27 protein-coding genes are annotated in these 24,192 nt (G+C 67.7%); 10 read left to right on the top strand and 17 right to left on the bottom strand.

The features are described 5' to 3' along the window. Position 1: 1 nt before the first annotated feature. Positions 2 to 643, top strand: coding sequence for a class I SAM-dependent methyltransferase (locus CVV72_RS08235; protein ID WP_219151804.1), 642 nt, complete (start codon positions 2 to 4; stop codon positions 641 to 643). Between the two features lies 1 nt (position 644). On the opposite strand, the gene CVV72_RS08230 is transcribed toward CVV72_RS08235, so the two are convergent. From CVV72_RS08230 to CVV72_RS08210, 5 genes are all read right to left on the bottom strand, one after another. Next, positions 645 to 1,484, bottom strand: a complete 840-nt coding sequence (locus tag CVV72_RS08230; RefSeq protein ID WP_219151803.1) for a class I SAM-dependent methyltransferase — start codon at positions 1,482 to 1,484, stop codon at positions 645 to 647. Positions 1,485 to 1,694: 210 nt separating this feature from the next. Then, positions 1,695 to 2,231: a DUF4303 domain-containing protein gene (locus tag CVV72_RS08225; protein WP_219151802.1), complete on the bottom strand. Its 537-nt coding sequence runs from the start codon at positions 2,229 to 2,231 to the stop codon at positions 1,695 to 1,697. Between the two features lie 18 nt (positions 2,232 to 2,249). Then, positions 2,250 to 2,729 (bottom strand): pyridoxamine 5'-phosphate oxidase family protein, encoded by a 480-nt coding sequence (locus tag CVV72_RS08220; protein ID WP_219151801.1) that lies wholly within the window; start codon positions 2,727 to 2,729, stop codon positions 2,250 to 2,252. Next, positions 2,729 to 3,169 carry an SRPBCC family protein gene (locus CVV72_RS08215; RefSeq protein WP_255632581.1) on the bottom strand — a complete coding sequence of 147 codons (441 nt, stop codon included), beginning with the start codon at positions 3,167 to 3,169 and terminating at the stop codon, positions 2,729 to 2,731. The genes CVV72_RS08220 and CVV72_RS08215 overlap by 1 nt, the downstream gene beginning before the upstream one ends. Before the next feature lie 38 nt (positions 3,170 to 3,207). Next, positions 3,208 to 3,534 carry a helix-turn-helix transcriptional regulator gene (locus CVV72_RS08210; RefSeq protein ID WP_255632580.1) on the bottom strand — a complete coding sequence of 109 codons (327 nt, stop codon included), beginning with the start codon at positions 3,532 to 3,534 and terminating at the stop codon, positions 3,208 to 3,210. An 813-nt stretch (positions 3,535 to 4,347) separates the two neighbouring features. On the opposite strand from CVV72_RS08210, the gene CVV72_RS08205 reads away from it, so the two are divergent. Continuing rightward, positions 4,348 to 5,328 carry a tyrosine-type recombinase/integrase gene (locus CVV72_RS08205; protein ID WP_219151799.1) on the top strand — a complete coding sequence of 327 codons (981 nt, stop codon included), beginning with the start codon at positions 4,348 to 4,350 and terminating at the stop codon, positions 5,326 to 5,328. Position 5,329: 1 nt separating this feature from the next. On the opposite strand, the gene CVV72_RS08200 is transcribed toward CVV72_RS08205, so the two are convergent. Then, positions 5,330 to 5,713 (bottom strand): hypothetical protein, encoded by a 384-nt coding sequence (locus tag CVV72_RS08200; RefSeq protein WP_034320669.1) that lies wholly within the window; start codon positions 5,711 to 5,713, stop codon positions 5,330 to 5,332. 66 nt (positions 5,714 to 5,779) lie between these two features. Between CVV72_RS08200 and CVV72_RS08195 the strand changes: the two genes are divergently transcribed. Then, the gene (locus CVV72_RS08195; protein WP_219151798.1) at positions 5,780 to 6,559 is read left to right on the top strand and encodes a glycerophosphodiester phosphodiesterase; all 780 of its coding nucleotides are present in this window, start codon (positions 5,780 to 5,782) and stop codon (positions 6,557 to 6,559) included. A gap of 57 nt (positions 6,560 to 6,616) precedes the next feature. Here CVV72_RS08195 and CVV72_RS08190 read toward each other — a convergent pair whose 3' ends face one another. Beyond that, positions 6,617 to 7,327 (bottom strand): transglycosylase family protein, encoded by a 711-nt coding sequence (locus tag CVV72_RS08190; protein WP_219151797.1) that lies wholly within the window; start codon positions 7,325 to 7,327, stop codon positions 6,617 to 6,619. A gap of 234 nt (positions 7,328 to 7,561) precedes the next feature. Here CVV72_RS08190 and CVV72_RS08185 point away from each other — a divergent pair, with 234 nt between their 5' ends. The 3 genes from CVV72_RS08185 to CVV72_RS08175 all read left to right on the top strand — a co-directional run bounded on the left by CVV72_RS08185 (position 7,562) and on the right by CVV72_RS08175 (position 10,325). After that, positions 7,562 to 8,962: an MFS transporter gene (locus CVV72_RS08185; RefSeq protein ID WP_219151796.1), complete on the top strand. Its 1,401-nt coding sequence runs from the start codon at positions 7,562 to 7,564 to the stop codon at positions 8,960 to 8,962. A 30-nt stretch (positions 8,963 to 8,992) separates the two neighbouring features. Next, positions 8,993 to 9,751, top strand: a complete 759-nt coding sequence (locus CVV72_RS08180) for a thymidine kinase (RefSeq protein ID WP_219151795.1) — start codon at positions 8,993 to 8,995, stop codon at positions 9,749 to 9,751. Positions 9,752 to 9,977: 226 nt separating this feature from the next. Further along, positions 9,978 to 10,325: an RNA polymerase-binding protein RbpA gene (locus CVV72_RS08175; RefSeq protein WP_005151365.1), complete on the top strand. Its 348-nt coding sequence runs from the start codon at positions 9,978 to 9,980 to the stop codon at positions 10,323 to 10,325. A gap of 141 nt (positions 10,326 to 10,466) precedes the next feature. Here the strand turns inward: CVV72_RS08175 and dapA are convergent, their stop codons facing one another. Next, positions 10,467 to 11,348, bottom strand: coding sequence for a 4-hydroxy-tetrahydrodipicolinate synthase (gene dapA, locus CVV72_RS08170; protein ID WP_219151794.1), 882 nt, complete (start codon positions 11,346 to 11,348; stop codon positions 10,467 to 10,469). Between the two features lie 73 nt (positions 11,349 to 11,421). Here dapA and CVV72_RS08165 point away from each other — a divergent pair, with 73 nt between their 5' ends. Next, positions 11,422 to 12,414, top strand: a complete 993-nt coding sequence (locus CVV72_RS08165; RefSeq protein WP_219151793.1) for a LysR family transcriptional regulator — start codon at positions 11,422 to 11,424, stop codon at positions 12,412 to 12,414. Here CVV72_RS08165 and CVV72_RS08160 read toward each other — a convergent pair. From CVV72_RS08160 to CVV72_RS08150, 3 genes are all read right to left on the bottom strand, one after another. Continuing rightward, positions 12,307 to 13,092: an SDR family NAD(P)-dependent oxidoreductase gene (locus CVV72_RS08160; RefSeq protein WP_219151792.1), complete on the bottom strand. Its 786-nt coding sequence runs from the start codon at positions 13,090 to 13,092 to the stop codon at positions 12,307 to 12,309. The two genes, CVV72_RS08165 and CVV72_RS08160, sit on opposite strands and share 108 nt — an antisense overlap. Positions 13,093 to 13,161: 69 nt before the next feature. Beyond that, positions 13,162 to 14,430, bottom strand: a complete 1,269-nt coding sequence (locus CVV72_RS08155) for an RNA polymerase subunit sigma-70 (RefSeq protein ID WP_219151791.1) — start codon at positions 14,428 to 14,430, stop codon at positions 13,162 to 13,164. Between the two features lie 44 nt (positions 14,431 to 14,474). Beyond that, positions 14,475 to 14,849: a DUF4406 domain-containing protein gene (locus tag CVV72_RS08150; protein WP_241783993.1), complete on the bottom strand. Its 375-nt coding sequence runs from the start codon at positions 14,847 to 14,849 to the stop codon at positions 14,475 to 14,477. Between the two features lie 51 nt (positions 14,850 to 14,900). Here CVV72_RS08150 and CVV72_RS08145 point away from each other — a divergent pair, with 51 nt between their 5' ends. Beyond that, positions 14,901 to 15,698 (top strand): DeoR/GlpR family DNA-binding transcription regulator, encoded by a 798-nt coding sequence (locus tag CVV72_RS08145; RefSeq protein ID WP_219153866.1) that lies wholly within the window; start codon positions 14,901 to 14,903, stop codon positions 15,696 to 15,698. Here the strand turns inward: CVV72_RS08145 and CVV72_RS08140 are convergent. The 3 genes from CVV72_RS08140 to CVV72_RS08130 are packed head-to-tail and all read right to left on the bottom strand — an operon-like array spanning position 15,652 to position 19,658. Further along, positions 15,652 to 16,419, bottom strand: coding sequence for a polyprenol monophosphomannose synthase (locus CVV72_RS08140; RefSeq protein WP_219151790.1), 768 nt, complete (start codon positions 16,417 to 16,419; stop codon positions 15,652 to 15,654). The genes CVV72_RS08145 and CVV72_RS08140 overlap by 47 nt on opposite strands. 26 nt (positions 16,420 to 16,445) lie before the next feature. Further along, positions 16,446 to 18,038, bottom strand: a complete 1,593-nt coding sequence (gene lnt / locus CVV72_RS08135) for an apolipoprotein N-acyltransferase (protein WP_219151789.1) — start codon at positions 18,036 to 18,038, stop codon at positions 16,446 to 16,448. A 9-nt stretch (positions 18,039 to 18,047) separates the two neighbouring features. After that, a complete protein-coding gene (locus CVV72_RS08130; RefSeq protein ID WP_219151788.1) occupies positions 18,048 to 19,658 on the bottom strand; it encodes an amidohydrolase in 1,611 nt (536 codons plus the stop codon). Between the two features lie 142 nt (positions 19,659 to 19,800). Between CVV72_RS08130 and CVV72_RS08125 the strand changes: the two genes are divergently transcribed. Both CVV72_RS08125 and CVV72_RS08120 read left to right on the top strand, forming a co-directional pair. Next, positions 19,801 to 21,189: a KamA family radical SAM protein gene (locus tag CVV72_RS08125; protein WP_219151787.1), complete on the top strand. Its 1,389-nt coding sequence runs from the start codon at positions 19,801 to 19,803 to the stop codon at positions 21,187 to 21,189. Positions 21,190 to 21,948: 759 nt separating this feature from the next. Beyond that, on the top strand, positions 21,949 to 22,164 hold the full coding sequence (locus tag CVV72_RS08120; protein WP_219151786.1) for a hypothetical protein: 216 nt from the start codon (positions 21,949 to 21,951) through the stop codon (positions 22,162 to 22,164). Between the two features lie 71 nt (positions 22,165 to 22,235). Here the strand turns inward: CVV72_RS08120 and CVV72_RS08115 are convergent, their stop codons facing one another. Genes CVV72_RS08115 through ispG form a run of 3 tightly spaced genes read right to left on the bottom strand, consistent with a single transcriptional unit; the run spans position 22,236 to position 24,182 of the window. Continuing rightward, on the bottom strand, positions 22,236 to 22,844 hold the full coding sequence (locus CVV72_RS08115; protein WP_219151785.1) for a TetR/AcrR family transcriptional regulator: 609 nt from the start codon (positions 22,842 to 22,844) through the stop codon (positions 22,236 to 22,238). Next, positions 22,841 to 23,074 (bottom strand): ferredoxin, encoded by a 234-nt coding sequence (locus tag CVV72_RS41925; protein WP_219151784.1) that lies wholly within the window; start codon positions 23,072 to 23,074, stop codon positions 22,841 to 22,843. Before CVV72_RS41925 ends, CVV72_RS08115 begins: the two co-directional genes overlap by 4 nt. Next, positions 23,067 to 24,182, bottom strand: coding sequence for a flavodoxin-dependent (E)-4-hydroxy-3-methylbut-2-enyl-diphosphate synthase (gene ispG / locus CVV72_RS08105; protein WP_219151783.1), 1,116 nt, complete (start codon positions 24,180 to 24,182; stop codon positions 23,067 to 23,069). The genes CVV72_RS41925 and ispG overlap by 8 nt, the downstream gene beginning before the upstream one ends. Positions 24,183 to 24,192 lie beyond the last annotated feature (10 nt).

The following is a 24,192-nucleotide window of genomic DNA, read 5'->3' as shown; positions in this document are numbered from 1 at the left end:
CGTGACCGACTACCTCCAAACCACCCGCACCGCCTACGACACGGTCGCGGCCGACTACGCCGAACTCCTCCGCGACCACCTCGCCGGATCCACCTGGGACCGGGCCATGCTCGGCGCCTACACCGAACTCGTCCAGGCCACCGGCGGCGGCCGCGTCGCCGAAATCGGCTGCGGACCCGGCCGCATCACCGAGTACCTCCACCAGCTCGGGCTCGACATCCACGGCGTCGACCTCTCACCGGAAATGGTCGCCGTCGCCCGGAAGTGGTACCCACACCTGGACTTCCAGGTCGGGGAGATGCCCGGATTGTCCATTGAGGACGGGTCATTGGCCGGCGTCGTCGCGTGGTACTCCATCATCCACACACCACGAGAGCGGCTGCCCGAGATCTTCGCCGACTTCCACCGCGTCCTCGCCCCGGGCGGCCACCTGCTCCTGGCCTTCCAGGTCGGCGACGAAGTACGCCACATCGAGCACGCGTACGGGCACGACATCTCCTGCGACGCCTACCGCCTGTCGCCCGAGAAGATCACCGAACAACTGGGGGAGGCGAAGTTCAGCGTGCTCTCCACCCTCGTCCGTGAGCCGTCCGAGGAGTTCGAAAGCACGCCACAGGCCTACTTGATCGCCCGCAAGCTGTAGCTCAGGGACGCCGGGCCTCGACGAGCCAGGCCGCCGAGCCGTAGAAGACGCCTCGGTCGGTCTGGTGCTCGGCGAGATCGGCCCGCAGAGCCTGGATGGCACCGTCCCGCGTGGTGTCATCCAGGTCGCCCAACCGCCCACCGTGCTGCTCGACGATGAAGTCGGCCGCGTCGTCGACGTCCTCACCGAAGTACATCGGCTTGTTCACCGCGGTGCACCGGACGTCGGAGTACCCGGCCGAGACCAGCAGCTGTTCGATCTCCCGGGGGTCGCTCAGCGCGAGATCCGCCGACGGCACCTCACGACCGGCCGCGAAGATCGTCCGGAACGTGGTGATCCACTCGTTGAGCCGAAACGGCTGCCACGTCAGCAGGACAAGACGGCCGCCCGGCCGCGTCGCCCTGGCCAAGTTGGAGAACGCGGCCAGGGGAGTACCGAAGAACATCGAGCCATGCCTGCTGATCACCACGTCGAACCGCGCCTCGGCGAACGGATGGATCTGCGCGTCCACCTGTGCGAAAGAGACATTGCGAACGCCTTCCCCCTCGGCGAGCCGACGAGCGAGGACCAGCATCTCACCGGAGAGGTCGACACCGAGCGCGGAACCGCGGCTGGCGAACCGTGCGGCGTCCCGCGTCGTCTGCCCCGCACCGCAACCGACGTCCAGGACGTGGTCGGTCGCCCTGATGTCGGCCGCGGCGAAGAACGTGTCGCGATAAGCAGCGACACCGTCGTTGAACCGCTGCGCCCGCTTCGCCCAAAAAGCGCCGTCGTCACCGTCCCAGGCCTTCAACATCCGCTCGTTGGACGGGTCGACACGCACAGCGGCGCTCTCGGACATTTCGGCAACCCCCAGGTTCGCTTCCGGAGGACGACCTTAGCGCGAACGTTCCTCGCGCCTCGATCAGCGAGAAGATGCTTGCCCAGAGGTAGACCGCGACAGTGTTGCCAGGGGAGTGCGGCACATCCTCGACCTGGCCGTCAACGTGGCAAGCTGAGCTGGGCGTGCATGACCTTGTCAGCGTCGGGGAGCCGAAATCCGCGGCAAGATTCAGGCCCAGTAGGTCAACCAAGCATCCAGCGCCGCTCCGGGTGGGTTGAGCCGACGAGCCCGGGCGACGTTCTCCTCGTCGTCAGGAACGACCTCGGCCAGAACCAGCACGTTCGCGCGAGCCTCACCGACACCGAACAGTCCTTCGTCGGCCAGCCTGCGCAACGCGGTCTCCATCACGCGCAGCCGAAGCTCGAACTCCGCCTCGGATGCGTCGTCGTCGGCGATGTCGAACACCTCCGGCCGGCCGGCGAACAGGTCGCGGACCGGCTTCAGGTGTTCCTCGCACACTATCGAAAACGGTGAATCGGCGTAGGAGTAGCGAATCTCGGCGGCGTCCGCCCGCTGTGCCAGTGCCTCGTGAGACCACGCCGACAGCGCCGGGCCGAACGCCTCGCCGGGTGTGGTCAGCGTGACGTAGTAGAACGTGTGGCTGGGGTTGTCGCGAAACAGGTCAGTGACAGCCGCACGAGTGGCCGTGGTCAACGCGTCCGCAAGTTCGGCTTCGGAAGGAACCACCACGGCATCGAACCACACCTGCCCGCGCGTCCGCGGTCAGATCTGCCACCGGCCGGAGTGCATCAGGGTCCTGCCAGGGAGCTCGGCGAAGGAGCGCCAGGCTTGCACCCGACTCGGAGTGAGCTGGAGGTAGACGAATCCGGGTGTATGCCGGGGGTCAGGACCGCCGCGCAGCAGGGAGGCAAACGAGTCGGCGATGGCCGGATCAATGGCACTGGGCTCGATGATCTCCATCGAGCCGTCGATCATGACCACGTCGTAGTGCTGGCCGATGGCTGCTCGCGCTCGTGCGGTCGCGGCCGCGTTGATCACCGTCCGGCTGTTCGCGAGGGTCGCGAAGGTGAGCACCTCACCGTTGTGGTGGAACAGGAGCGGGACGAGATGTGGGCCGTCGGTATCGCCCGTGGCCAACCACGCGGTGGTTTCCGAGCGCAGCAACTCGAGCACATCGCTCTTACGCTGCAGAGGTTCCCGAGGGGACGGCACCATGTCGCCGGCAGGGCCCGATGCCGCCATCAGCGGACCCCGGTCAGCAGCTGGGCGTAGCGGGCCAGGTACAGCGGCCAGCCGGCGTCGCCTCCCACGCCGTCGCTGACGGCTTTCCAGTCCGGTCCGTGACGATCCAGCTTGCGGTGTTCTAGTTCGACCCTTGTGCGCTGCGCGGCTTCGGCGATGAAGCGGACCTCGACCTCGCTCGTGTGGTCAGGGTCGCGTTCAATCTGCCATTGAGGGCTGATGTCCCAGGTGAAGACCACGCGATGCGGGGGATCGTAGGTGAGAATTCGAGCCCACCTGCACTCGCTGCCGTCGGCTCCGCGGTCGAAGATGTGGCCACCGACGTGGGGTTCGAACACCGTCTCGACGATCTCGACCTGAAGGAGATTGTGCTCGGGGGGCTTGAAGTCGCCGAATCGCTCGGTGAAAACGATGAAGGCCCGTTCGATCGGGGCGTTCACCACGACCTCCTTGCGGACCACCGGGCTCGTTGCCTGGCTCATTGCTTGTCTCCATTGGGTTGTTCGACGGCATCCTTGTAGGCGGACAGCGCGCGGCTCCAGTAGGTGTCGAGCTGATCGCGCAACGCGCCCACGGCTGTCGCATTGAGCTGGTAGATGCGCTTGGTGCCGTCAGGGCGGTCGGTGACCAGCCCCGCGACCTTGAGGGCCTTGAGGTGCTGGGATACCGCTGGTCTGCTGATGGGCAGCTGATCGGCGAGTTCACGGACGGACTGCGGCCGCTCGGCCAGGCACTCGATGATCGCGCGCCGACTCGGATCCCCGAACGCGCTCCAGGTGGCATCCGAGACTCGGTAAGCTTCCACGAACCGTAAGTCTAGACTTACGAAGCTTTGGTGGCAACACCAGGGGACAGGCGTTCCCTTGGGACCATGAGCGCAACTTCGCTGCCGGCGTGCTAGTCGGGCAGAGGTAGGCAAGTGTGAGACGGGACGACCGCAACCCGGCATCCACAACGACGCGAGCGCATGACCTATCGCCGTCATCAGAGGGGCACATCGAGGGCTTGCGGGCGAGGGGTCGCGCCGTTCTCGGGGAACATGGCCGAGGAGGACCTCAGCAACCTACTTGACATAATGTACATTATCGGCGCTTTGGATGACCTGCTCATCAGAGCCCAAGAGGGGTCCTTGATGCAGTCACGAAGGGGTCTTTCGCCGCGCGTCCTGCAGCGAGGACTTCCTTCCCCGTGCCGGATGCGGGCCCGCCTTCTGTCAGCCCGCCCCGAACCTGGCAGCCACGGATCCCCGTGACGCCCTGGGGCGCCCCCGGAGACCTGAAACGGATGTCCGATCACCCGGCCTCAATACGTCACTGTGACGAATCGATATGGAACTCGCGGACCGTTGATGATCAGCTGGAGGCGCCAGGCGTCAATGGATCTCGTTGAGCCGCTTGAGCCTGGCGACCACTCGACCCCAGGCGACGCCCCGGTGTCCGACCGCCAGGAAGGGTCGTTCTGTGGCGAAACTGTCGGAAACGACCCTCCCTGAAAGCCCCGGAGGGCGGCGAGTGAACCGAGATCCCCCGCGAGGGGTTCCGGACCCATCACCCCGTTTCATGCATAATCACTATTATGCATGAAACAGAATATAACCCAGTGTAAGACTGTCGGTGCCATGCGGTACAAGATGTTCATGAGGGTTTCCGAGGCACAGCAAGCCTTTTTCGCCGCACGTCGTCCCCGCAAGGATTCTCCTCACACCACCGACGCCTACCGCCGCGACCTCGCCGGCATCACCGCTCTTCTGCTCCGCGAGCTGGACCGCTCCCCTGACGAACTCACCGTCGAGATGCTCACCGCCCAGGCGCTCCGCAACGCCTTCGGCGCCTTCGCGGACACCCACGCGAAGAGTTCGGTGCTCCGCGCGTGGTCGACCTGGAATCAGTTCCTCACATTCTGCGTGTCCGACGGGTTGCTCGCGGGCAATCCGATGGGCGCTGTCGCGCGGCCGAAGGCGCCTCCGCTGACGCCGAAACCGTTGAGGGGTGAGGAAACCCCGGAACAGTTGCTCGCGGCCGCCGCCGACGGCTCGCGCCGGACGCGGGATCCGTGGCCCGAGCGGGACGTCCTGGTGATCGCGCTGGGGCTGGTCGCCGGGCTGCGCGCCGCGGAGATGCGGGCACTGACCGCGCGGTCACTCGTCGGCCGTCAGGGCGAGATGCGGCTGCACGTCCATGGCAAGGGAAGCCGCGACCGGTCGATCCCGGTGCAGCCGATCATGGAGAAGATCATCGAGGAGTACCTGGCCTCCTGCCGTCGCCGGTTCCCTCAGCAGCGGTTCGGGCCCTCCACTCCCCTCCTCCGGGATCGTGCGGGCGAGCCGATCGGCCGCGGTGCGCTGGAGTATCTGGTCAAGTCCTGCTATCGGTGGGCAGGCCTGCACGACCGCGTACCGGTCGGGGCGAACCTCCACGCGTTGCGGCACACCTTCGCGACTCGGCTGGCGGAAGACGGTGCGACGGCGTCGGAAATCATGGCCCTACTCGGGCACGCAAGCCTCGCGACCAGTCAGAACTACATCGAGGCGACCGGCCGCGAGCAGCGTGCGGCGGCCGCGAGCAACCGGACGTACCGGGCGCTGGACGGGATCTTGTAGCTCAGCGGAGCTGTTCGAGGTCCTTGGCGGCCTGGGCGATTTCGCCGGCGAGGCCGCGGAGTTCGGCGACGGAAGCGCCGTCGTCGGCCGCGGTGACGACGTCTTCGGCGGCGCACCGGAGCTGGAAGAGCCTGTCCTGCAGGGTGGCGATCTCGGTATCGGAGAGGACGACGGCGTCTTCGGGGAGGCCGCTGCGCTGGAGGGCGGTGCGGCGCTCGTAGGCACGCTGACGGCACGATTGCCCGCAGTAGCGACGGCGCCTGCCGACGTTGCCGCCCTGTTCGAGCCGTCGGCCGCACCATCCGCAGTGTTTGGGTGCTCCGGCGCGGCGCAGCTCGGACACCTCTTCGGCGGACGTCTTCGGGTGTTCGGCCACTTCCCTCACGGATCTGACCCTAGCTGGCCATCCGGCGATCATGCCGGGGCCACGACCGAAGTGCACACTAGTGGGGTGCCGACACTGTTTCCGTATCTCGCCGACCCGCTCCCGCGTGCTTTCGCCCATCGGGGCTGGCACCTCGGCGACCTGGAAGGACTGGAGAATTCGTTGCCCGCCTTCCGGCAGGCGGTGACGGAGGGTTATCGCTATCTGGAGACGGACGTGCACGCGACGTCGGATGGTGTGGTGGTCGTTCATCACGACGCGTCGTTGGACCGGACCACGGACGGCGCGGGTTTGATCTCCCGGCAGACGTGGGCCCAGTTGCGGACGGTCAAGGTCGGTGGTCGTGTGCCGTTGTCGCGGCTGGAGGACGTCCTCGAGGAGTTGCCGGAGGCGCGGTTCAACATCGATGTGAAGTCGAACGAGGCGGTGGCGCCCTTCGTGCGGGCGATCGAGCGGACGGGGGCGTACGACCGGGTGGCGGCGGCGTCGTTCTCGGACGCGCGGCTGGCGCGGATCCGGAAGCTGGCGGGACCGAAGCTGGTGACCGCGATGGGGCCGCGTTCGGTGGCGGTGATGTGGGCGAACGGGTTCTTGCCGTTGGTGTCGTTGCGCGCGTTGTCGCGAGGTGCGATGGCTCAGGTGCCGGTGCGGCAGGGGCGGTTGAAGGTGGTGGACCGGGCGTTCCTGCGGCAGGCGACGCGTGGGGGTTTCGAGGTGCACACGTGGACGGTGGACGATCCGGCGGAGATGCGGCTGCTGCTGGATCTGGGGGTGCACGGGATCGTGACGGACCGGCCGGATCTGCTGCGTGAAGTGCTTCGGGAACGCGGTGCTTGGCCTTCCTGATCCGCGTTTAGTCCTCTAGATGCGCTCACAACGCATTTAGAGGACTAAACGCGGGGGTTATCGGGGCGCCTTGCCGTTCCAGGCGGCGTCCCAGGTCTTGGGGCCGAGGCGTCCTGAGTCGTTGATGCCGTTGGCTCGCTGGAGGGCGAGGACGGCTTCGCGGGTCTTGTCGTAGTAGCAGCCTGTTCCGGTGAAGCCGTAACCGAAGGCGTTCATCCGCAGCTGGAACTGTTTCAGGGGTGCCGCGCAGTCGCCGTAGGCGTAGACGACGCCGGGCCAGGCGGGTTTGGGGCCGCCGGGCGGAGCGGGCGGGGTGGGCTTCGGCTTGGGTTGAGGCGGCGGTGCGGGCTGTCCTCCCCCGCCGATGTAGGCGGAGTCGGCGTAGGACGGGACTCGTTTGCTGCGGCCGTCGCTGTCGTTGCGGAAGCCGAGTTTGCCGGCGCATTCCCAGGGCTGCCAGCCGCGCATGCGGTAGAGGTAGAGGGCCCGGTAGTCCTGCTCGCGAGGGGCGGCCTGGTCGGGGCGCCCTTGGCCGCCGACGCTGCGCCAGGTGGGCAGGTCGAACTGGTAGGCGCCGTAGTAGCCGTTGCCGGTGTTGATGTTGTAGCGCCCGCTCGATTCACACATGCGGAGCTTGGCCCAGTGGGAGCCGTGGGGATCCGCGGCGGCGGATCCGGTGGTGGCGATCTGCAGGCCCGTCACGGCGAGGGCGAGCAGGAGCGTTCTCGCCGTGACGCGGTGTGCTGTGCGAAGGCGATGGGTCCTCATGAGCGGAACAGTAAGTATCAGCCCCGTGCTTCACAAGAGTCACAAATCGCTCACCAGCCTCACACGAAACACACGTGGATCGTGGCAGCGACACGCCGACGATGGTCGGGAAGGTGTTCGGGAAGGGTTCGTCCCGCGTCGAAACGAACACGGTCCGGACTCGTGCCGGACAGGTGGGTGTGATCGCCAGTAGTCTCCCGCTGACCTCGACGTTCTCGACTTCAGGAGCAGTGCATGACGGTGGCCGTGACCCGTGAACGCAAGCGGGTGTGGCGGGCTTGGTACCTCTACGACTGGGCCAATTCGCCGTTCTATTCGTCGGTGATCACCGTCTTCGGAGCGCTCTATTTGAGCGAGATCGCGTCGGCGGACGCGAAGACGAATTTCACCCTTAACGGGGACAGGGCGTGCACCGATTCGAGTGGAGCTTCGAGCACCCTTCAGAACTGCGACGTCTCTTTGTTCGGGCTCCAGTTCCCCGCGGGTTCGTTGTGGGGGTATCTGCTGTCGGTCGCGACGGTGACGCAGGTACTGGTGCTGCCGATCGCCGGCGCGATCGCGGATCGGAGCAGGCACAAGCGGCGGATCCTCGGCGGGTTCGCCTTCCTCGGCGCGGTGGCGTCAGCGCTGATGTTCTTCATCGCGGGGACGAACTGGGAGGTCGGGGTCTGGACGTTCATCCTGGCCAACATCGGTTACGGCGGTGCGCTGGTCGTCTACTACTCGTTCCTGGTGGACATCGCGGAGCCCGATGAGCGCGACGCGGTGTCGTCGAAGGGCTGGGCTTTCGGGTATCTCGGTGGCGGTCTGGCGCTGGCGTTGCAGCTCGGGTTCTTCATGGGGCACGAGTTCTTCGGGGTGAGTGAAGGGCTGGCGATCCAGATCTGCTTCCTGACGTCGGGGATCTGGTGGGCGGTGTTCACGATCCCGGCGGTGCGGGCACTCCCCCGGACTCATGTGCCGAAGTCGAGCGCGCGGGGGCTGTCGGTGCTGACGGCCGGGTTCAAGGAGCTGAAGCAGACGATCAAGGAGGCCAGGGCCTATCCCCTGACGCTGGCGTTCCTCGGGAGCTACCTGGTCTTCACCGACGGGATCACGACGGTGGTGGCGGTGTCGGCGCAGTACGGCAAGGACGAGTTGAAGTACAGCACCCAGGTGCTCATCGTCACGATCCTGGTGATCCAGTTCCTGGCGTACGCCGGAGCGATGATCCACGGTGCGATCGCGGCGCGGATCGGGGCGAAGAAGACGATTCTGGGCAGTCTGGTGGCCTGGGTGGTCGTGTTGTGCTTCGCGTTCTTCATCGAGGCCGGGCAGCCGCTGCAGTTCTACGCGGTGGCGGTCGGGATCGGGCTGGTGCTGGGCGGCACGAACGCGTTGTCGCGGTCGTTGTTCGGGCAGATGATCCCGGAGGGGAAGGACGCGCAGTACTTCTCGCTGTACGTGGTCGGTGAGCGGGGGACGTCGTGGCTCGGTCCGCTGTTGTTCGCGGCGGTCGGGCAGATCACCGGCTCGTTCCGGTACGCGATCATCGCTTTGGTGATCTTCTTCGTGCTCGGGTTCGTGTTCGTGTGGCTGGTGCCGGTGCGCCGGGCGATCGAGGCGGCGGGCAACCGACCACCGGCGGTGCTGTGAGGGCGGAGCGTGCCGATAGGGTCGGGCGTCGTGACCGTACTGAAGGAGAGTGGCCCGGATCCCACGGACGCGTTGTCGTCGGTGCCGGTGGCGGGTTCACGGCGGGGTGTGCCGGTCGTCGGGAAGCTGAAGTTCTGTTACGGGCCGATGGACTGCGGAAAGTCGACGCTGGCGTTGCAGATCGACCACAACCACGCGCGGCAGGGTCGTCGCGGGATGGTGCTGGTGCGGCATGACCGGTCCGGTGAGCCGCAGATCACGAGCCGGATCGGGTTGACGCGCAAGGCGACCGAGGTGGGGAACGAGACCGATCTGCGGTTGCTGGTGCGTGAGCAGTGGGCCGCCGGGCGGCATGTGGACTACCTGATCGTCGACGAGGCGCAGTTCTTGTCGCCCGATCAGGTGGATCAGCTGGCCGAACTGGCCGATGACGTCCAGATCGACGTGTACTGCTTCGGGATCGCGACGGATTTCCGGAGCATGTTGTTCCCGGGTGCGGCGCGGTTGTTCGAGCTGGCGGACGAACTGCAGCCGGTTCAGGTCGAGGTGCTGTGCTGGTGCGGGCAGACGGGGCGGTTCAACGCGCGGGTGTCCGACGGCGAGGTGCTGCGGGCTGGGGACACCGTGGTGGTGGCGGATACCGAGCAGATGGTCGTTGAAACTTCATCGGCATCACGTTCTGAGGGCGAGCCGAACACGGTCCGTTATCAGGTATTGTGCCGACGCCACTTTCGACTGGGCGACCTGGGGCCCACCTCGGCCCAACACGGTCAGTTACGGTTGACGTGACAGGCGTACTACTAGCCCATCTGGGGGATATCCGCACCAAGATGGCCGTATTGACGTCACGCCAGAGCGCGAAATCACTCCTACTAGGAGAAGCTGTTGCCACCGGGTGACACAGCTCATCGTGAGCAAGGACATGCTGTCCAGGGAATCCTCTGGCCCTCATCGTCGTTGCATAGGGTGAGCATCACCCTGGCTCCACCCGGAGCTGACTGAAAGGACCCCCATCATGGCCGACCGTGTTCTCCGTGGAAGCCGGCTGGGAGCGGTCAGCTACGAGACCGACCGCAACCACGACCTCGCGCCCCGCCGCACCGTGCGCTACGCCTGCCCCAAGAACCACGAGTTCGAGGTGCCCTTCTCCGACGACGCCGAGATCCCTTCGGTGTGGGAGTGCAGGCTGCACGGCAGCGAGTCCGAGATCGTGGACGGCGGGCAGCCGGAGCAGAAGAAGGTCAAGCCCCCGAGGACGCACTGGGACATGCTCCTGGAGCGTCGTTCGATCCCGGAGCTCGAAGATCTGCTCAACGAACGTCTCGCCGAGCTGAAGGGACGCAGGACCACCCGGTCCGCCTGACGCACGGCACAAGTAGCTAGCCCCACCACGAATCGGCGAAGCCCCCGCGACCTCCCTCCGCGGGGGCTTCGCCGTGTCCGGAGGCGACTCCCGAGTCCGTGAAGGCCTCCTTGAGGGACTCTGGGTCCCTCAAGGAGGCCTTCACGGACTGGACAAGGCAGTGTCGCGCAGGCGTCGCAGGTGCTCGGGCGGTGATTCGAGCAGCGGAAGCCGGACTGTCGCGTGCGGGATGACGCCGAGATCGGCCAGTGCGGCCTTGGCCATGATCGCTCCCTGCGAGGTACGCATGACCGCGTCGGCGAGGGGAAGCAGCGCGGCGTTGAGGGTCCGTGCCTTGTCGAGGTCTCCCCCGCGTACGGCGGCGATGAGCTCGGCGTTCCGGGCGGCGTAGGCGTTGCCCACGACGCTGACCAGGCCGGTGGCGCCGGCCGCGAGGTAGGGCAGGTTGAGTTCGTCGATGCCGCAGTAGTAGGCCAGCTGAGTGCACGCCATGACGGTCATCGCTTCGAACAGGTCGCCTTTGGCGTCCTTCACGGCGCGGATCCTGGGGTGGCGGGCGAGTTCGATCAGGGTCGCCGCTTCCATGGCCGTCCCGGTGCGGGCCGGGACGTCGTAGAGCATCACGGGCAGCCCGGTGGCGTCGGCCACGGCCAGGCAGTGCGCCACGATCCCGGCCTGTGTCGGCTTGGAGTAGTAGGGGCAGACGAGCAGGAGCGCGTCGGCGCCGGCCGCCTCGGCTTCCTTCGCGCGCCGGATGCAGGCGACGGTGTCGTAGGTGCCGACGCCGGCGATCACGCTTGCCCGGTTCTCGACGCGGGTCGCCACGGTGTGGACGAGCCGGGCGGCTTCGGCGTCGGTCAGGGTGGGGGCTTCGCCGGTGGTCCCGCCGACGACGATGCCGTCGCAGCCGGTGTTCAGCAGGTGGTCTACCAGGCCGGTGAGGCCGGGTTCGCTGAGTGCGCCGCCGGGTTCCATCGGGGTGACCATGGCGACGAGGTTGGAGCCGAAGAGGGTCTCGGTCATGTGGTCGATCCTGTCGGCGTCGATACCTGCGGTCCAGCGATGGTTTGTGGCCGATATTCCGTAGCATGGCTTCATGATCGAGGTCGGGGCCCTGCGGGCACTGCGGTCGGTGGCCGCGCTGGGGACGTTGGCGCGTGCGGCGGACGAGCTGGGGTTCACGGCGTCGGCGGTGTCGCAGCAGATCAAGCGGTTGGAGCGGCAGATCGGGATGCCCGTGCTCGCTCCGGCTGGGCGCGGGGTCGTGCTCACTCCGGCAGGTCAGGCCGTGGTCGATTCCTCTCTAGAGGTGTTCCAGGCGCTCGAGCGCTGCGCGGAGGCCGCCCAGTCGGTGGCGGAGGGCGCGCCTCGCGGCGTCTTGCGGGTGGCCGCGTTCTCGACGGGTATTCGCGGGCTCCTCGCCCCCGTTCACCCGCGGCTGCTGGAGCGCTACCCCGATCTCCGGCTGCACATCACCGAGCAGGATCCCGATCAGGCGTCACACAGCGTCGAGGCAGGCACGGCCGACTTCGCGCTCCTGCATGACGCCGACGGCCTGCCTGCCCCGCTCTCCCCTGCCCTGTCCCGGTGCCTGGTGCACACCGACCTCGGCGACGTCGTCATGGCCGGGACGCATCCACTGGCCCGGACCGAGCCGCCGCTCGACGGCGCCGACCTGGCCGGGCACCCGTGGGTCACAAGTCCGCCGGGCACGGTGTGCCACCAGTGGTTCCGGCGCCTGTTCGCCGGACTGCCGGACGAGCCCGACGTCCGGCATCTGGTGGACGACTTCTCCACGCAGTTGTCGCTGGTCGCCTCCGGCGAGGTCCTCGCGTTGATCCCGCGGCTGGCGCGCCCGCCCTTGGCCGAAGGGCTCGTCGTCCGGCCGCTGCGGCGCCCGCCGACGCGCGAGGTGCACGCGGCGTGGCGCCGCAGCGCCGAGGCGAGCCCGGCGATCCGCGCCGTACTCGCTGAACTCCGGTCAGCTGGGGAACATACTGGTCACGTTGACGAAGGTGCCGGTGATTCCCATGGCGTCGTCGGAGGCCAGGAACGCCAGCGTGCGGGCGACCTCGGCGAGGCGCGGTGAACGCTTGGTCATCCGGGCCTCCTTGAGGCCGTTGAGAACGTTCTCCACCATCTCCGGGCTCGCGGGCAGCTGGTTGTTCACGGCGGAGAGCTTCTCGGGGGTGAAGGTCTCGGGGATTCCCGCGACCCAGATGCCGAGCGCGCGGACGCCGTGCGGCCCGATCTCGACGGCGAGATTGCGGATGTAGGTGTCCAGCGCGGCGTCGATCGAGCCGGTCGCGCCCATCATCGGGCTGCCCTGGGCGGAGCCGCTGTCGAGGGCGAGGATGACGCCGGAGCCCTGGGCGATCATGTGCCGAGCGGCCGCGCGGGCGGTGATGAAATTCGTCGTGATGCCGGTGGTGATCGGGCGGACGTAGTCCTCGACCGACATCTCCACGAGCGGGATTCCCTGGATGTCGCCGCGTGGGACGAGGTTCAGGGAGATGTCGATGCTGCCTGCCTTTGCCACGACGGACGCCGCGTGCGTGTCGACCGCGGTTTCGTCGAGGCCGTCGACGACGGCGACTTCGGCCAGTCCCCCGCTCTCCTCGATCTCGTCGGCGAGCTTCGTCAGCGCCGGTTCGTGGTGGCCGGTGAGGAAGACGCGGGCGCCCCGCGCGGCGAACTCCTTGGCGACACCGCCGCCGATCGATCCGCCGGCGCCGTAGATGACCGCGTTCCTGTTCTTGAGGCTCATGAGGGTGTTCCTTCCGCGTGGTTGGGTTCGACCGTTGAGACGCGGAAGGCACGGGGATCTCATCGGTCCTCAAGTGATCGTCAGCGGCAGGCCGAACGCGGGGAACAAATGCGGTTCGAAAGCGGTGATCTCCACGACCTTCCCGTCCTCGATCCGCAACACGTCGAGCACCTGCGCGCGGTAGACCCGGGTGCCTGGCCGCCGAACGTAGCCCGCCGCCGCGGGGAGGCGATTCGCGCTGGTCGGGAGGTGTTTCCATGCGCCGAAGTAGGCCGGTGACGCGGGGTCGAGCGACTGGGCGACGAAGTCGAGGAAGACGTCGCGGCCGGAGAACCACAGCGGGTTCGGTGGCATCGTGACCAGCACGTCTTCTCGCAGCAGCTCGGCCATGATCCGGCTGTCGCCGCTGCCGGTGGCGGCGGCCATGTAGCGACGCAGGATCGCCTGCTCCTCCTCGGTCACCTGGGCGGTCCGAGCCCAGTCGGCGCGGCGTTCCGGCAGGCGTTCGCGCAGGGTGGGGCGGGCGCGCTGGAGTGCGCTGGTGACCGATGCGACGCTGGTTTCCAGCAGGTCGGCGGTCTCCGCCGCCTTCCAGCCGAGGACGTCGTTGAGGATCACCACGGCCCGTTGCCTCGGCGGGAGGTGCTGGATCGCGGCCAGGAAGACGAGTTCCATCGTCTCCCTGGTCTCGGCGATCTCGGCGGCGTTGTCCGGGAAGGGCTGCAGCCAGGGCATGAACTGCGGCGGTTCGCCCAGCTGTTCGACGTCGGGCAGCTGCTCGTAGGGGCGAGGGACTCTCTTGTTGCGCCGCAGGAAATCGAGGCAGGTGTTGGTGGCGATCCGATAGAGCCAGGCACGGAAACTCGATCTGCCTTCGAAGCCGTCGCGGCCGCGCCAAGCTCGCAGGAATGTCTCCTGGACCAGGTCTTCCGCGTCGTCGTAGGACCCGACCATGCGGTAGCAGTGCACACGCAGTTCTCGTTGGTGCTGCTCGATCCTCCCGGCGAAGTCCACCTCGTCGACGGTTTCCGTCACGGGCGCCGGTGTGACGTTTTCGTCTTCGGTCCGCAACGCCAGTTGAGCAATGCGCCGCAGTCTGCCCACATCTGAGGTGAGCGAGGTGAGATCGGTGAGGAACACTTCCGCCGGCCGGGGGCTCAGCCGGTTCGCGACGCGGCCGACCTCGGCGATGAGGGCGTCCACGTCGGGAGCCGGGTCACGCCGTGACCGGTAGGCCCGCTGGCGGCATGCGGCCGAACAGTAGACGGCCGTACGCCCGCGCGATCCCGCCTTCGCCGGCAGCGGGCCTTCGCACGTCCCGCAGACCTGACCGGTCACGGCTCACCCTCCCCTGGAAACGTCACACGCGGTCGAGTTACGCATTATGCGGCTTGGTACCCGGGAATGTCCTCGACACGGTGATACACCGCCAGGCCGCGAGAGAGCGCGATGGCGACGTCCTGGTCGGCCCCGGCGGAATCGCCGGGCAGGCGCAGGACGGCGTCGCAGTGGTGCAGCAGGCGATCAGCCGTCGGATACATGATCTCCTTCGCGATCGGGTCGGCGACGGTCTTCCCGCCCGCTCCGCGCAGCACCGGGAGCGCGACCCACTCGCCGATCATCGGCACGTGCCCGCTGCGGAAGATCGGCCAGGCCGCCTCTTCGAGCCGGGCGAGATTGCGGGCGAGGAGTTCGGGGTCGTCGCCGGTTCCGGAGCGGAACGGACCGGCGATGAGGATCATCAGAGGTTTGCTCATGCGGCGGAGCATAATGTGCAACAATCGGCAGGAACAAGGAGGAACGTGCACATGTTGGCTGCGCAACGACGAGACCTGCTGATGGAACGACTCAAGACCGAAGGTCGCATCGTGGCCAAGGACCTCGCCGCCGAACTCGGCATCTCGGAAGACAGTATCCGCCGTGACCTGCGAGAACTCGCGGACGCCGGGCTCTGTCAGCGCGTCTACGGCGGAGCCTTGCCGGTCTCCCCGGCCACCGCGGACTACGCGACGCGCATGGCGGTCAGCGTCGCGGGCAAGGAAAGGATCGCGAAACGTGCAGCAGCGTTGATCCGGCTCGGATCGACGGTCATCCTCGACGGCGGGACGACCGCGCTCGCACTGGCGAAGGCGCTCCCCGTCGACCTCGAAGCGACGATCGTCACGCACAGCCCCACGGTCGCCGCCGCGCTCGTCACGCATCCGAAGGTCGAGGTATTCCTCATCGGCGGACGGCTCTTCAAGCACTCCGCCGTCACCTGCGGAGCAGCCGCGGCCGAGGCGGCCGAAGGCATCAACGCGGACCTGTTCTTCCTCGGCGTCACCGGCGTGCATCCCGAGACCGGGCTCACCACCGGCGACTCCGACGAGGCCGCGATGAAACGCACCCTCGCCAAACGGGCCGCCGACACCTACGTGCTGGCCAGTTCGGAGAAGATCGGCGCGGCCTCGCCGTTCACCGTGCTCCCCCTGTCCGACGTCGCGGGCGTGATCACCGACGCGGCGCCGGACGAGCCGACGGTGCAGGAACTGGGGAAGCTCGGGGTGAGCGTGCTGGGCGTCAGCCCTTCTTGGCCAGCCCGCGAAGCTGCTGCCAGCGACGCTTGAGCCCCCACAGACCGACCAGGACGATCGCCTCGCGCACGACCGAACCGCTCATCTTCGACTGACCGACCTCGCGTTCGGTGAAGGTGATCGGCACTTCGACCACCTCGAACCCGGCGAGCGCCGTGCGGAACGCCAGGTCGATCTGGAAGCAGTAGCCGCGCGAGGCGATCTCGTCGAGCGGAAGCTTCTCGAGCACCGTGCGGCGGTACGCGCGGAAACCCGCGGTGATGTCCTTGATCTTCGTGCCGAGCGCGATCCTCGCGTAGAGGTTCGCCACCCAGGACAGCGCCTTGCGCTGGAACGGCCAGTTCACCGTGCTGCCACCGGGAACGTACCGGGAGCCGATGGACAGATCCGCGTCCTCGAGAGCGGCCAGCACCCGCGGCAGATCCTCCGGCGCGTGCGAGCCGTCGGCGTCCATCTCGACGATGGTGGCGTAGTCGCGAGCGAGACCCCAGCGGAAGCCCGCGACGTACGCGGCACCCAAACCGGCCTTCTCGGTCCGGTGCATCACGTGGATCCGCTCGTCGGCCTTCGCGAGCTCGTCGGCGACGTCACCGGTCCCGTCCGGGCTGCCGTCGTCCACCACGAGGGCGTTGACCTCCGGGAGTGCTTCGAACAGGCGCTCCAGGATCGGGCCGATGTTCTCCCGCTCGTTGTACGTCGGGACCACCACCAGCACCGGGTCGATTCCCTGGGCCCCCCGTGGCGCCTGCGCCATCCGCTTTTCCTCCGTGTTCCGGCGGGTCAGCCCGCCGCTTCCCTCGTTGCCTTGGCGGCGCTCGCGCGCCGGGTGCGGAAACGCAGCACGTACCCGCCGGTAACCCCGGCGATCGCCAGGGCGAGCAGCCCGTACTCCGTCGTCACACCGAGTAGATCCGACAGCGTAGTCTGCTGCCTCAGCGGTACGCGCCCCACCAGGGAGTCTGCGGTGAACAGGCTGGTAGAGGCCATGATCGAACCGTCCGGCGCGACGATCGCGCTGACTCCGCTGGTGGCGGAAACGATCACCGAACGCCCATGCTCGACCGCCCGCAGGCGCGACATCGCCAGCTGCTGATAGCTCATCTCCCCCGGTCCGTACCAAGCGTTGTTGGTGGGCACGACGAGCAGTTCCGCGCCGTCCGCGACCGACTCCCGCGCCGGGTAGTCGAAGGCCGTCTCGTAGCAGATGAAGACGCCGACCTTCGTACCCGCGACCGACAGGGCGGCGTTGGCACCGTCACCCGGCGTCATGTTCGCCACGCTGTCGACGAACGGTGTCACCAGCTTCGCGAGCTCACGGGCCGGGACGTACTCGCCGAACGGGACGAGTTGCTGTTTGGCATAGCGCTGACCCGGGCCGGTGACCGGATCCCAGACGAGCGCGGAGTTCTGCGCACTCCCGTCGGGCAGCCGGACCAGCGCGCCGATGATCGCCTGCGTGCCATAGTCGCGGACCACCTGATCGACGCCGGCGTCGCCGGTGCGCATGGCCATCGCGGTCTCGGGCCATACGAGCAGATCGACCTTCGTGTTGCTCGCCTTGAGCTTTTCCAGCAGCCGGGCGCTCTCGGCGAGGTGGTTGCTCCGGAGTTCGTCGCGGCGGCCTTCCAGCGCCAGGCCGATGTCCGGGGCGTTGCCCTGCACGGTGGCGACGGTGAGTTCGCCGTCCTGGGCTTCGGTGCCGATCGTCGGCCACACCGCGAGCCCCGCAACCACGGGCACCAGCGTCAGCGCCGACGTCGCCACCAGGGAACGCCCCGGATCCGCGCCCCTCAGCCGCAGGCAGAGCGCCGCGAGACCGAACCCGGTCGCCACGACCGCGAGACCGACCAGCGGAGCGCCGCCGATCGAAGCCAGCGAGACGAAGGCGCCCTCAGGCTGGCTGAACGCCACGCGGCCCCACGGGAAGCCACCGAAAGGGAACCAGGTGCGTGGTGTCTCCAACGCGATGATCACCAGCGCCGCCCACAGGGGCCCGAGCGGCAGCCTCCACACCACGGTGGCGAACGCCCCGCCGAAGCCGAGATACACCGACAGTGCCATCGCCAGCCCGAGCCACGGCCACGGCCCGAAGCCCGGGCCGAGAAAATCCAGCAGCCAGGTCAGCAGCGGCAGGAAGAACCCCATCCCGAACACGAACGCGTAACCGAACGCGCCCCGGAACCTTCGTCCGTGTACCACCAGCGCGAAGCCGGTGAACGCCAGCGGCGCGAGCCACCACAGCGGACGCGGAGCGAAACTGAGGTACAGCGTGAACCCTGACGCCGCGGCGACGAGGAAACGCACGAGCCAGGCGCGGGAGAAGCGCTTCCGGGGCGCCGCTTCGGGGGCCGGATCGGTCACGGTCGTGGACACTCCTGAACCCTAGGCCGCCCGGGTGAACAGATCGTGGATGACCTGCCCGCCGCGGACCGTGCGCAGACAACGGGGCAGTGTCGCGCCCTCCGCGAGGTTCGGCAGCGGGGGCACACCCGCGCGCGGGTCGGTCGACCAGCGCTGAACGCGCGAGTCCGGTGTCGCGACGACGAGGTCTTCGGCGTCCCAGATCGCGTAGTGCGCGGGAGCGCCCGGGACCAGGCTGCCGGTGACGCCGTCGTTGACGCCGGCCGCGCGGTGTCCCGCGCGGGTGTGGGCGGTGAAGGAGGCGCGGGCGGACAAGCCCGAGCCCGGCGTGCGGTGGTAGGTCCCGGCTCGGACGGTCGCCCACGGATCGACCGGCGTGACAGGCGCGTCGGAGCCGAAGGCGAGCAGGAGCCCTTCAGCGGCCATCGCGGCGAAGGGATTGAGCTTCGCGGCCCGTTCCGCGCCGAGGCGGTCGGTGTACATGCCGTGCGCGCCGCCCCATTCCGCGTCGAACTGCGGCTGGACCGAAGCGACCACACCCCAGCCCGCGAGCGCCTTCGCCTGGTCGACGTCGATCATCTCGACGTGTTCGAGCCGGTGGTGGCGGGCGGCCAGCGCTCGACGTCCGACGGTCTTCTCCGCGAGCCGGAACCCTTCGACGACCTCGGCGACGGCGGCGTCGCCGATGACGTGGAAACCTGCCTGGAGCTCGGCCTCGGTGCAGGCGCTGATGTGATCGGCGATGGCGGGGGCGTCGAGGTAGAGCGTCCCGGAGGTGCCGTGGGCGTCAGCGTACGGCACGTGCAGGGCGGCCGTGCGGGAGCCGAGCGCGCCGTCGACGAACAGGTCGCCCGCGACGCCCCTGGCACCGAGCGCGCGGGCGGTGTCGACGCCGCCGCGTTCGCCCCAGTAGCCGACGACCTCCGGCAGTCCCGGTTCCGACGCGAGCGCGAGCAGGTCGGTGAGGTCTTGGGCGCCGGAGATGTCCGGGCCCGCGCATTCGTGGACGCTGACGACTCCGCGCGCGGCGGCTTCGGCGAGGAACGCGCGCTGGGCTTCGCGGCGCTGCCGCGGCGTGATCGCCGCGCGCATCGCGGCACGCACGAGGTGGTGGGCGTCGCGGGTCAGCGGCCCGTCGGCGGACCAGCCCGGCGCCTCGTGCACGCCGACGGCGAGCGCGACGAGTGCGCTGGAGACGAGCGCCGAGTGGACGTCGACCCGGCTCAGGTACACCGGTGTCCCGTTCGAGGCCTCGTCGATCTCCGCGCGGCTGGGCAGCCTGCCGTCGGTCCAGCGGGATTCGTCCCACCCGTGCGCGACGAGCACCTGGCCGGGGCGGACGGCATCGCGGACCGCGGTGAGGAGCTCACCGGCGCCGCGGATGTTCGTGAGGTTCAGCCCGGTGAGGTGCAGGCCGGTCGCGGTGGCGTGGACATGCGCGTCGACGAAGGCCGGGGCGACGAAGGCGCCGTCGAGGTCGACCACCTCGGCATCGGGATGCAGGGCCTTGGCCGGGCCGTCCTGCCCCACCCAGACGACGGTGCCGTCGGTGATCGCCATGGCGGTGGCGTCGGGGGCCGAGGGGCTGTAGATACGCCCGCCGAGGAGGAGCGTGGTTCGCGCGTTCGTCACGCTCCCGAGTTTGCAGCGTGCGGACGACCAGGTGACCGGCGGGTCGGCGAGATTTCGACACACCACGCAAGACAGGAATATTTACGTCTTCCGAACGATGTGACAGGATATTTTCACGCGTTTCCGACGACGAGGAGTACAAGTGACTGCGATCCAGGAACCGACCTCGCCGGTGGCCGCCTACGATCAGCCCTACGACTACACCCGAGTCGAGCTGATCGAACCCGACTGGCGCCGCTTCCCCGGCTGGCACGACGTGACCGAGGCAGAGTGGCGTGACGCGCAGTGGCAGCGAGTGCACTGCATCCGCAACGCCAAGCAACTGCGCGCCCTCATGGGCGACCTGCTCGAGGAGCGCTTCTACGAGGACATGCTCGCCGACCAGCGCGAGATGGCCACGATGTCGATGCTGCTGCCTCCGCAGATGATCAACACGATGGCGCCCAACGCGGGCACCGACCCGGCGAAGGTGACGGAGGCCTGGTACGCCGACCCGATCCGCCGCTACATGCTTCCGGTGCGCAGCGATCGCGACACCGAGTGGCCGAGCCACCCGCACTCCGAACGGGACTCACTGCACGAGGCCGAGATGTGGGTGGTGGAGGGGCTGACGCACCGCTACCCCACCAAGGTCCTCGCCGAGATGATCTCCACCTGCCCCCAGTACTGCGGGCACTGCACCCGGATGGACCTGGTCGGCAACTCCACCGAGCAGATCGAGAAGCACAAGCTCTCGCTCAAACCGGTCGACCGCCAGGACGCGATGATCGAGTACCTGAAGAAGACCCCGGGCGTGCGGGACGTCGTGGTCTCCGGTGGCGACGTCGCCAACGTGCCCTGGCCACAGCTGGAGTCGTTCCTCATGCGGCTGATGGACATCGACACCGTCCGCGACATCCGGCTCGCCACCAAGGCGCTCGCCGCCCTGCCACAGCACTGGATCCAGCCGAAGGTCGTCGAAGGCCTCGAGCGCGTCGCCGGCACCGCCCAGCGTCGCGGCGTCAACCTCGCGATCCACACCCACGTCAACCACGCCCAGTCGGTGACCCCGCTCGTCGCCGAGGCCGCCAGGACCGCACTGGACGTCGGCGTCCGCGACGTGCGCAACCAGGGCGTGCTGATGAAGGGCGTCAACGCGACCCCCGCCGAACTGCTGGACCTGTGCTTCGCGCTGCAGGGCGAGGCGAACATCCTGCCGTACTACTTCTACATGTGCGACATGATCCCCAACGCCGAACACTGGCGGGTTTCCGTGCACGAGGCGCAGGAACTCCAGCACGCGATCATGGGGTATCTGCCGGGGTACGCGACGCCGCGGATCGTCTGCGACGTGCCGTACGTCGGGAAGCGGTGGGTGCACCAGCTGGCGGAGTACGACCGCGAGCTGGGCATTTCCTACTGGACCAAGAACTACCGGACCGGGATCGAGCACGAGGACCCCGAAGCTTTGCAGCGTCGCTACCCCTACTACGACCCGATCTCCACACTGCCCGAAGCCGGCCAGAAATGGTGGGCCAGCCAGCACGGCTGACTTCTACATTTTCCTAGATGAAACCGGTGGTCCCGAACCGTCGTTCGGGACCACCGGTAACGGCAAGCCACAGACGAATCGGACAGTGCCTCGCCCGGTGAAGACCGACCGATTCTTAACCGGAGACGCCCGGTCAGGAGTGGGTGGCCAGTGCGCTTGAGACGCATCTCATGCTGCGACCAAAACCCACCTGACCAGCGCAGACGTCGCCAGCATGGATCGCCATTGACCTCCAACCTGCCCCAGAGATCCTGTCTGGCCATGTACGCAGGTAGAGCCAACGAGACGTCGGGCGTTCCGCGGGTCAGATCTTCAGCTGCAACCCCCAGGACGAGCAAGTGCCACAGCGACGATCGTGAGACGGCCCAGAAGAGGACGAGACGATCCAGAGTGGACACTCCAACCGGACGGCCATCTGGACAGCGATGGCCAGCGGCGGTCCAGTCAGACTGGTTCGCCAGGAATGACCTCAAGCACAGCAGCGATCGCACGTAACGCCTCAACCGCCGCAGCTATCTGCTCCGGCCGCCGCACTGTACGTCCGGAGCGGTCTCCGTCCGGAACCTGTCGTCCACGGCGGCGGGCAGGAGCGAGGCATGCGTGCGGGGACGGAGAATGTCGCCTTCGCTGTCGCGCTCGGGGCAGCAGCGGATCTCGCCGCGATGGATCTCGCGCACGGCACACCGGGCCGGATGCGCTCACTGCGCGATGAGCTCCACCTGCGGTCGGTCAGAGATCTCCCTGGCCGGGTCCATCTCAATGGACCCGGCCAGGGAACGGCTGCCGAACACTCTCAACATCAGCATCGACGGCACGAACGGACATGAGCTTCTGTCCGCCGCCCCGATCGTCGCCGCGTCGACCGGTTCCGCGTGTCACAGCGGTGAACACTCGCCTTCTCCGGTGCTGATGGCGATGGGAGTAGGACTCGAACGCGCGGCAACCGCGCTGACCGAGGCGACCCGTAACGGGTGAAAGGTCGGCGGGTCGCAGGCAAGATCATCCAGAAATCCGTCGTTGCATTACTCGCCCGGGCATTCGACGGCTCAGGCCCGATCGCCATCGCTACGCGGAGATGATGTTGCGGCTAGCAGATTCTTCGCCACTCCGGTGACCACAGCGCAGATGTCGCCGAAGTCGGCCGCCACGATGTTCTGGTCCTCGGTGATGTGACGGGCGATGCCGATACCGAGAAGCCACGCCAAGAGAAGACTTGCCCTCAGCCGCGCGTCAGGTGCGCCCGAGAGTGTTGCGAGCGCGTCGGTGTATCCGTCCCTGACCTGCTTTCGGCCCGCCGAAACCGTCCCAGGCTGGCCGGTGGAGAGCAGGATCGCTTTGACGATCTGATCAGATCCGGCGCCCGGGCCGACCGCCAGAAGTTCGCGCAGGATGACTTCGATCAGCCGGTCCGGTGGTGTCTCATCGAGCTGGGCCAGTGCACGCCGGGAGACGGCGACGTCGAACAGCTCTTCCTTGGAGCCGAAGTAGCGGAACAACAGCGCTTGGTTGACCCCGGCGAGGTCGGCGATGTCGCGAACGGTGGCGGCGTCGAACCCGCGGTCCACGAAGAGCTTCATGGCCGCTTGGAGAATCGCTTCCTTGGTGGCAGCCGAGTTCCGCTTACGCCGGCGATCGGGCTGAAGGTCTTCGCTCACTCTTCGATGCCTTCGGGCGCTACGACCGCGCCAGTGAGAAGGTTTCGGACTCGGATCGCTTCGACCGGGCACCCCTCCGCTGCCTCCGCGACGACGTCATCGGCACTGATCTCCGCGGTGACCACTTGTGAGCCCGCAGCACCTTGTCGGAATCGTTGCGGCGCGGCAGCGATACACAGTCCAGAGTGGATGCACGCCTTCTCGTCGACCGAGAGAACCCAGTCAGCCACGTTTGTCTCCGTCTTCACAAGCCTGTTCGGCGATGCGCATGGCCTCTTCGATCAGCGTCTCGACGATCGCGTGCTCGGGCACGGTCTTGATGACCTCGCCCTTGACGAAGATCTGCCCCTTGCCGTTGCCCGAGGCGACGCCGAGATCGGCCTCGCGCGCCTCACCGGGACCGTTGACGACGCAGCCCATGACCGCGACACGCAGCGGGACCTCCATGCCCTCCAGGCCGGCGGTGACCTGCTCGGCGAGCGTGTACACGTCCACCTGCGCACGGCCACACGAGGGGCAGGAGACGATCTCCAGCTTGCGCTCCTTGAGGTTCAGCGACTGCAGGATCTGGATCCCGACCTTGACCTCTTCCACCGGCGGCGCCGACAACGACACGCGGATGGTGTCACCGATGCCCTGGCGCAGCAGCGCGCCGAACGCCACCGCCGACTTGATGGTGCCCTGGAACGCCGGGCCCGCCTCGGTCACGCCGAGGTGCAGCGGGTAGTCGCACTGCTCGGCGAGGATCTCGTACGCGCGCACCATGACCACCGGGTCGTTGTGCTTCACGGAGATCTTCACGTCGTAGAAGTCGTGCTCGGCGAACAGCGACGCCTCCCACAGCGCCGACTCGGCCAGCGCCTCCGGGGTCGCCTTGCCGTACTTGTCCATGATCCGCTTGTCCAGCGAACCCGCGTTGACGCCGATCCGGATCGGGGTGCCGTGGTCCCTCGCGGCCCGCGCGATCTCCTTGACCTGATCGTCGAACTTGCGGATGTTGCCCGGGTTCACCCGGACCGCCGCGCAACCCGCCTCGATCGCGGCGAAGACGTACTTCGGCTGGAAGTGGATGTCGGCGATCACCGGGATCTGCGACTTCCTCGCGATCGCGGGCAGCGCCTCGGCGTCATCCGCCGACGGGCACGCGACACGCACGATGTCACAGCCCGCAGCGGTCAGCTCGGCGATCTGCTGCAGCGTCGCGTTGACGTCGGAAGTGAGCGTGGTGGTCATCGACTGCACCGAAATCGGGTGCTCACTGCCGACGCCGACCGGCCCGACCTGCAGCTGTCGGGTCTTGCGACGCTCGGAGAGGACGGGAGGAGGAAGCGCTGGCATACCAAGAGCG

It is taken from the genome of Amycolatopsis sp. TNS106, from assembly GCF_019330265.1.
Taxonomy (GTDB): Bacteria; Actinomycetota; Actinomycetes; order Mycobacteriales; family Pseudonocardiaceae; genus Amycolatopsis; species Amycolatopsis lurida.
Note: the sequence above shows the minus strand (reverse complement) of the source record. Positions and strands in the feature narration are given on the sequence as shown.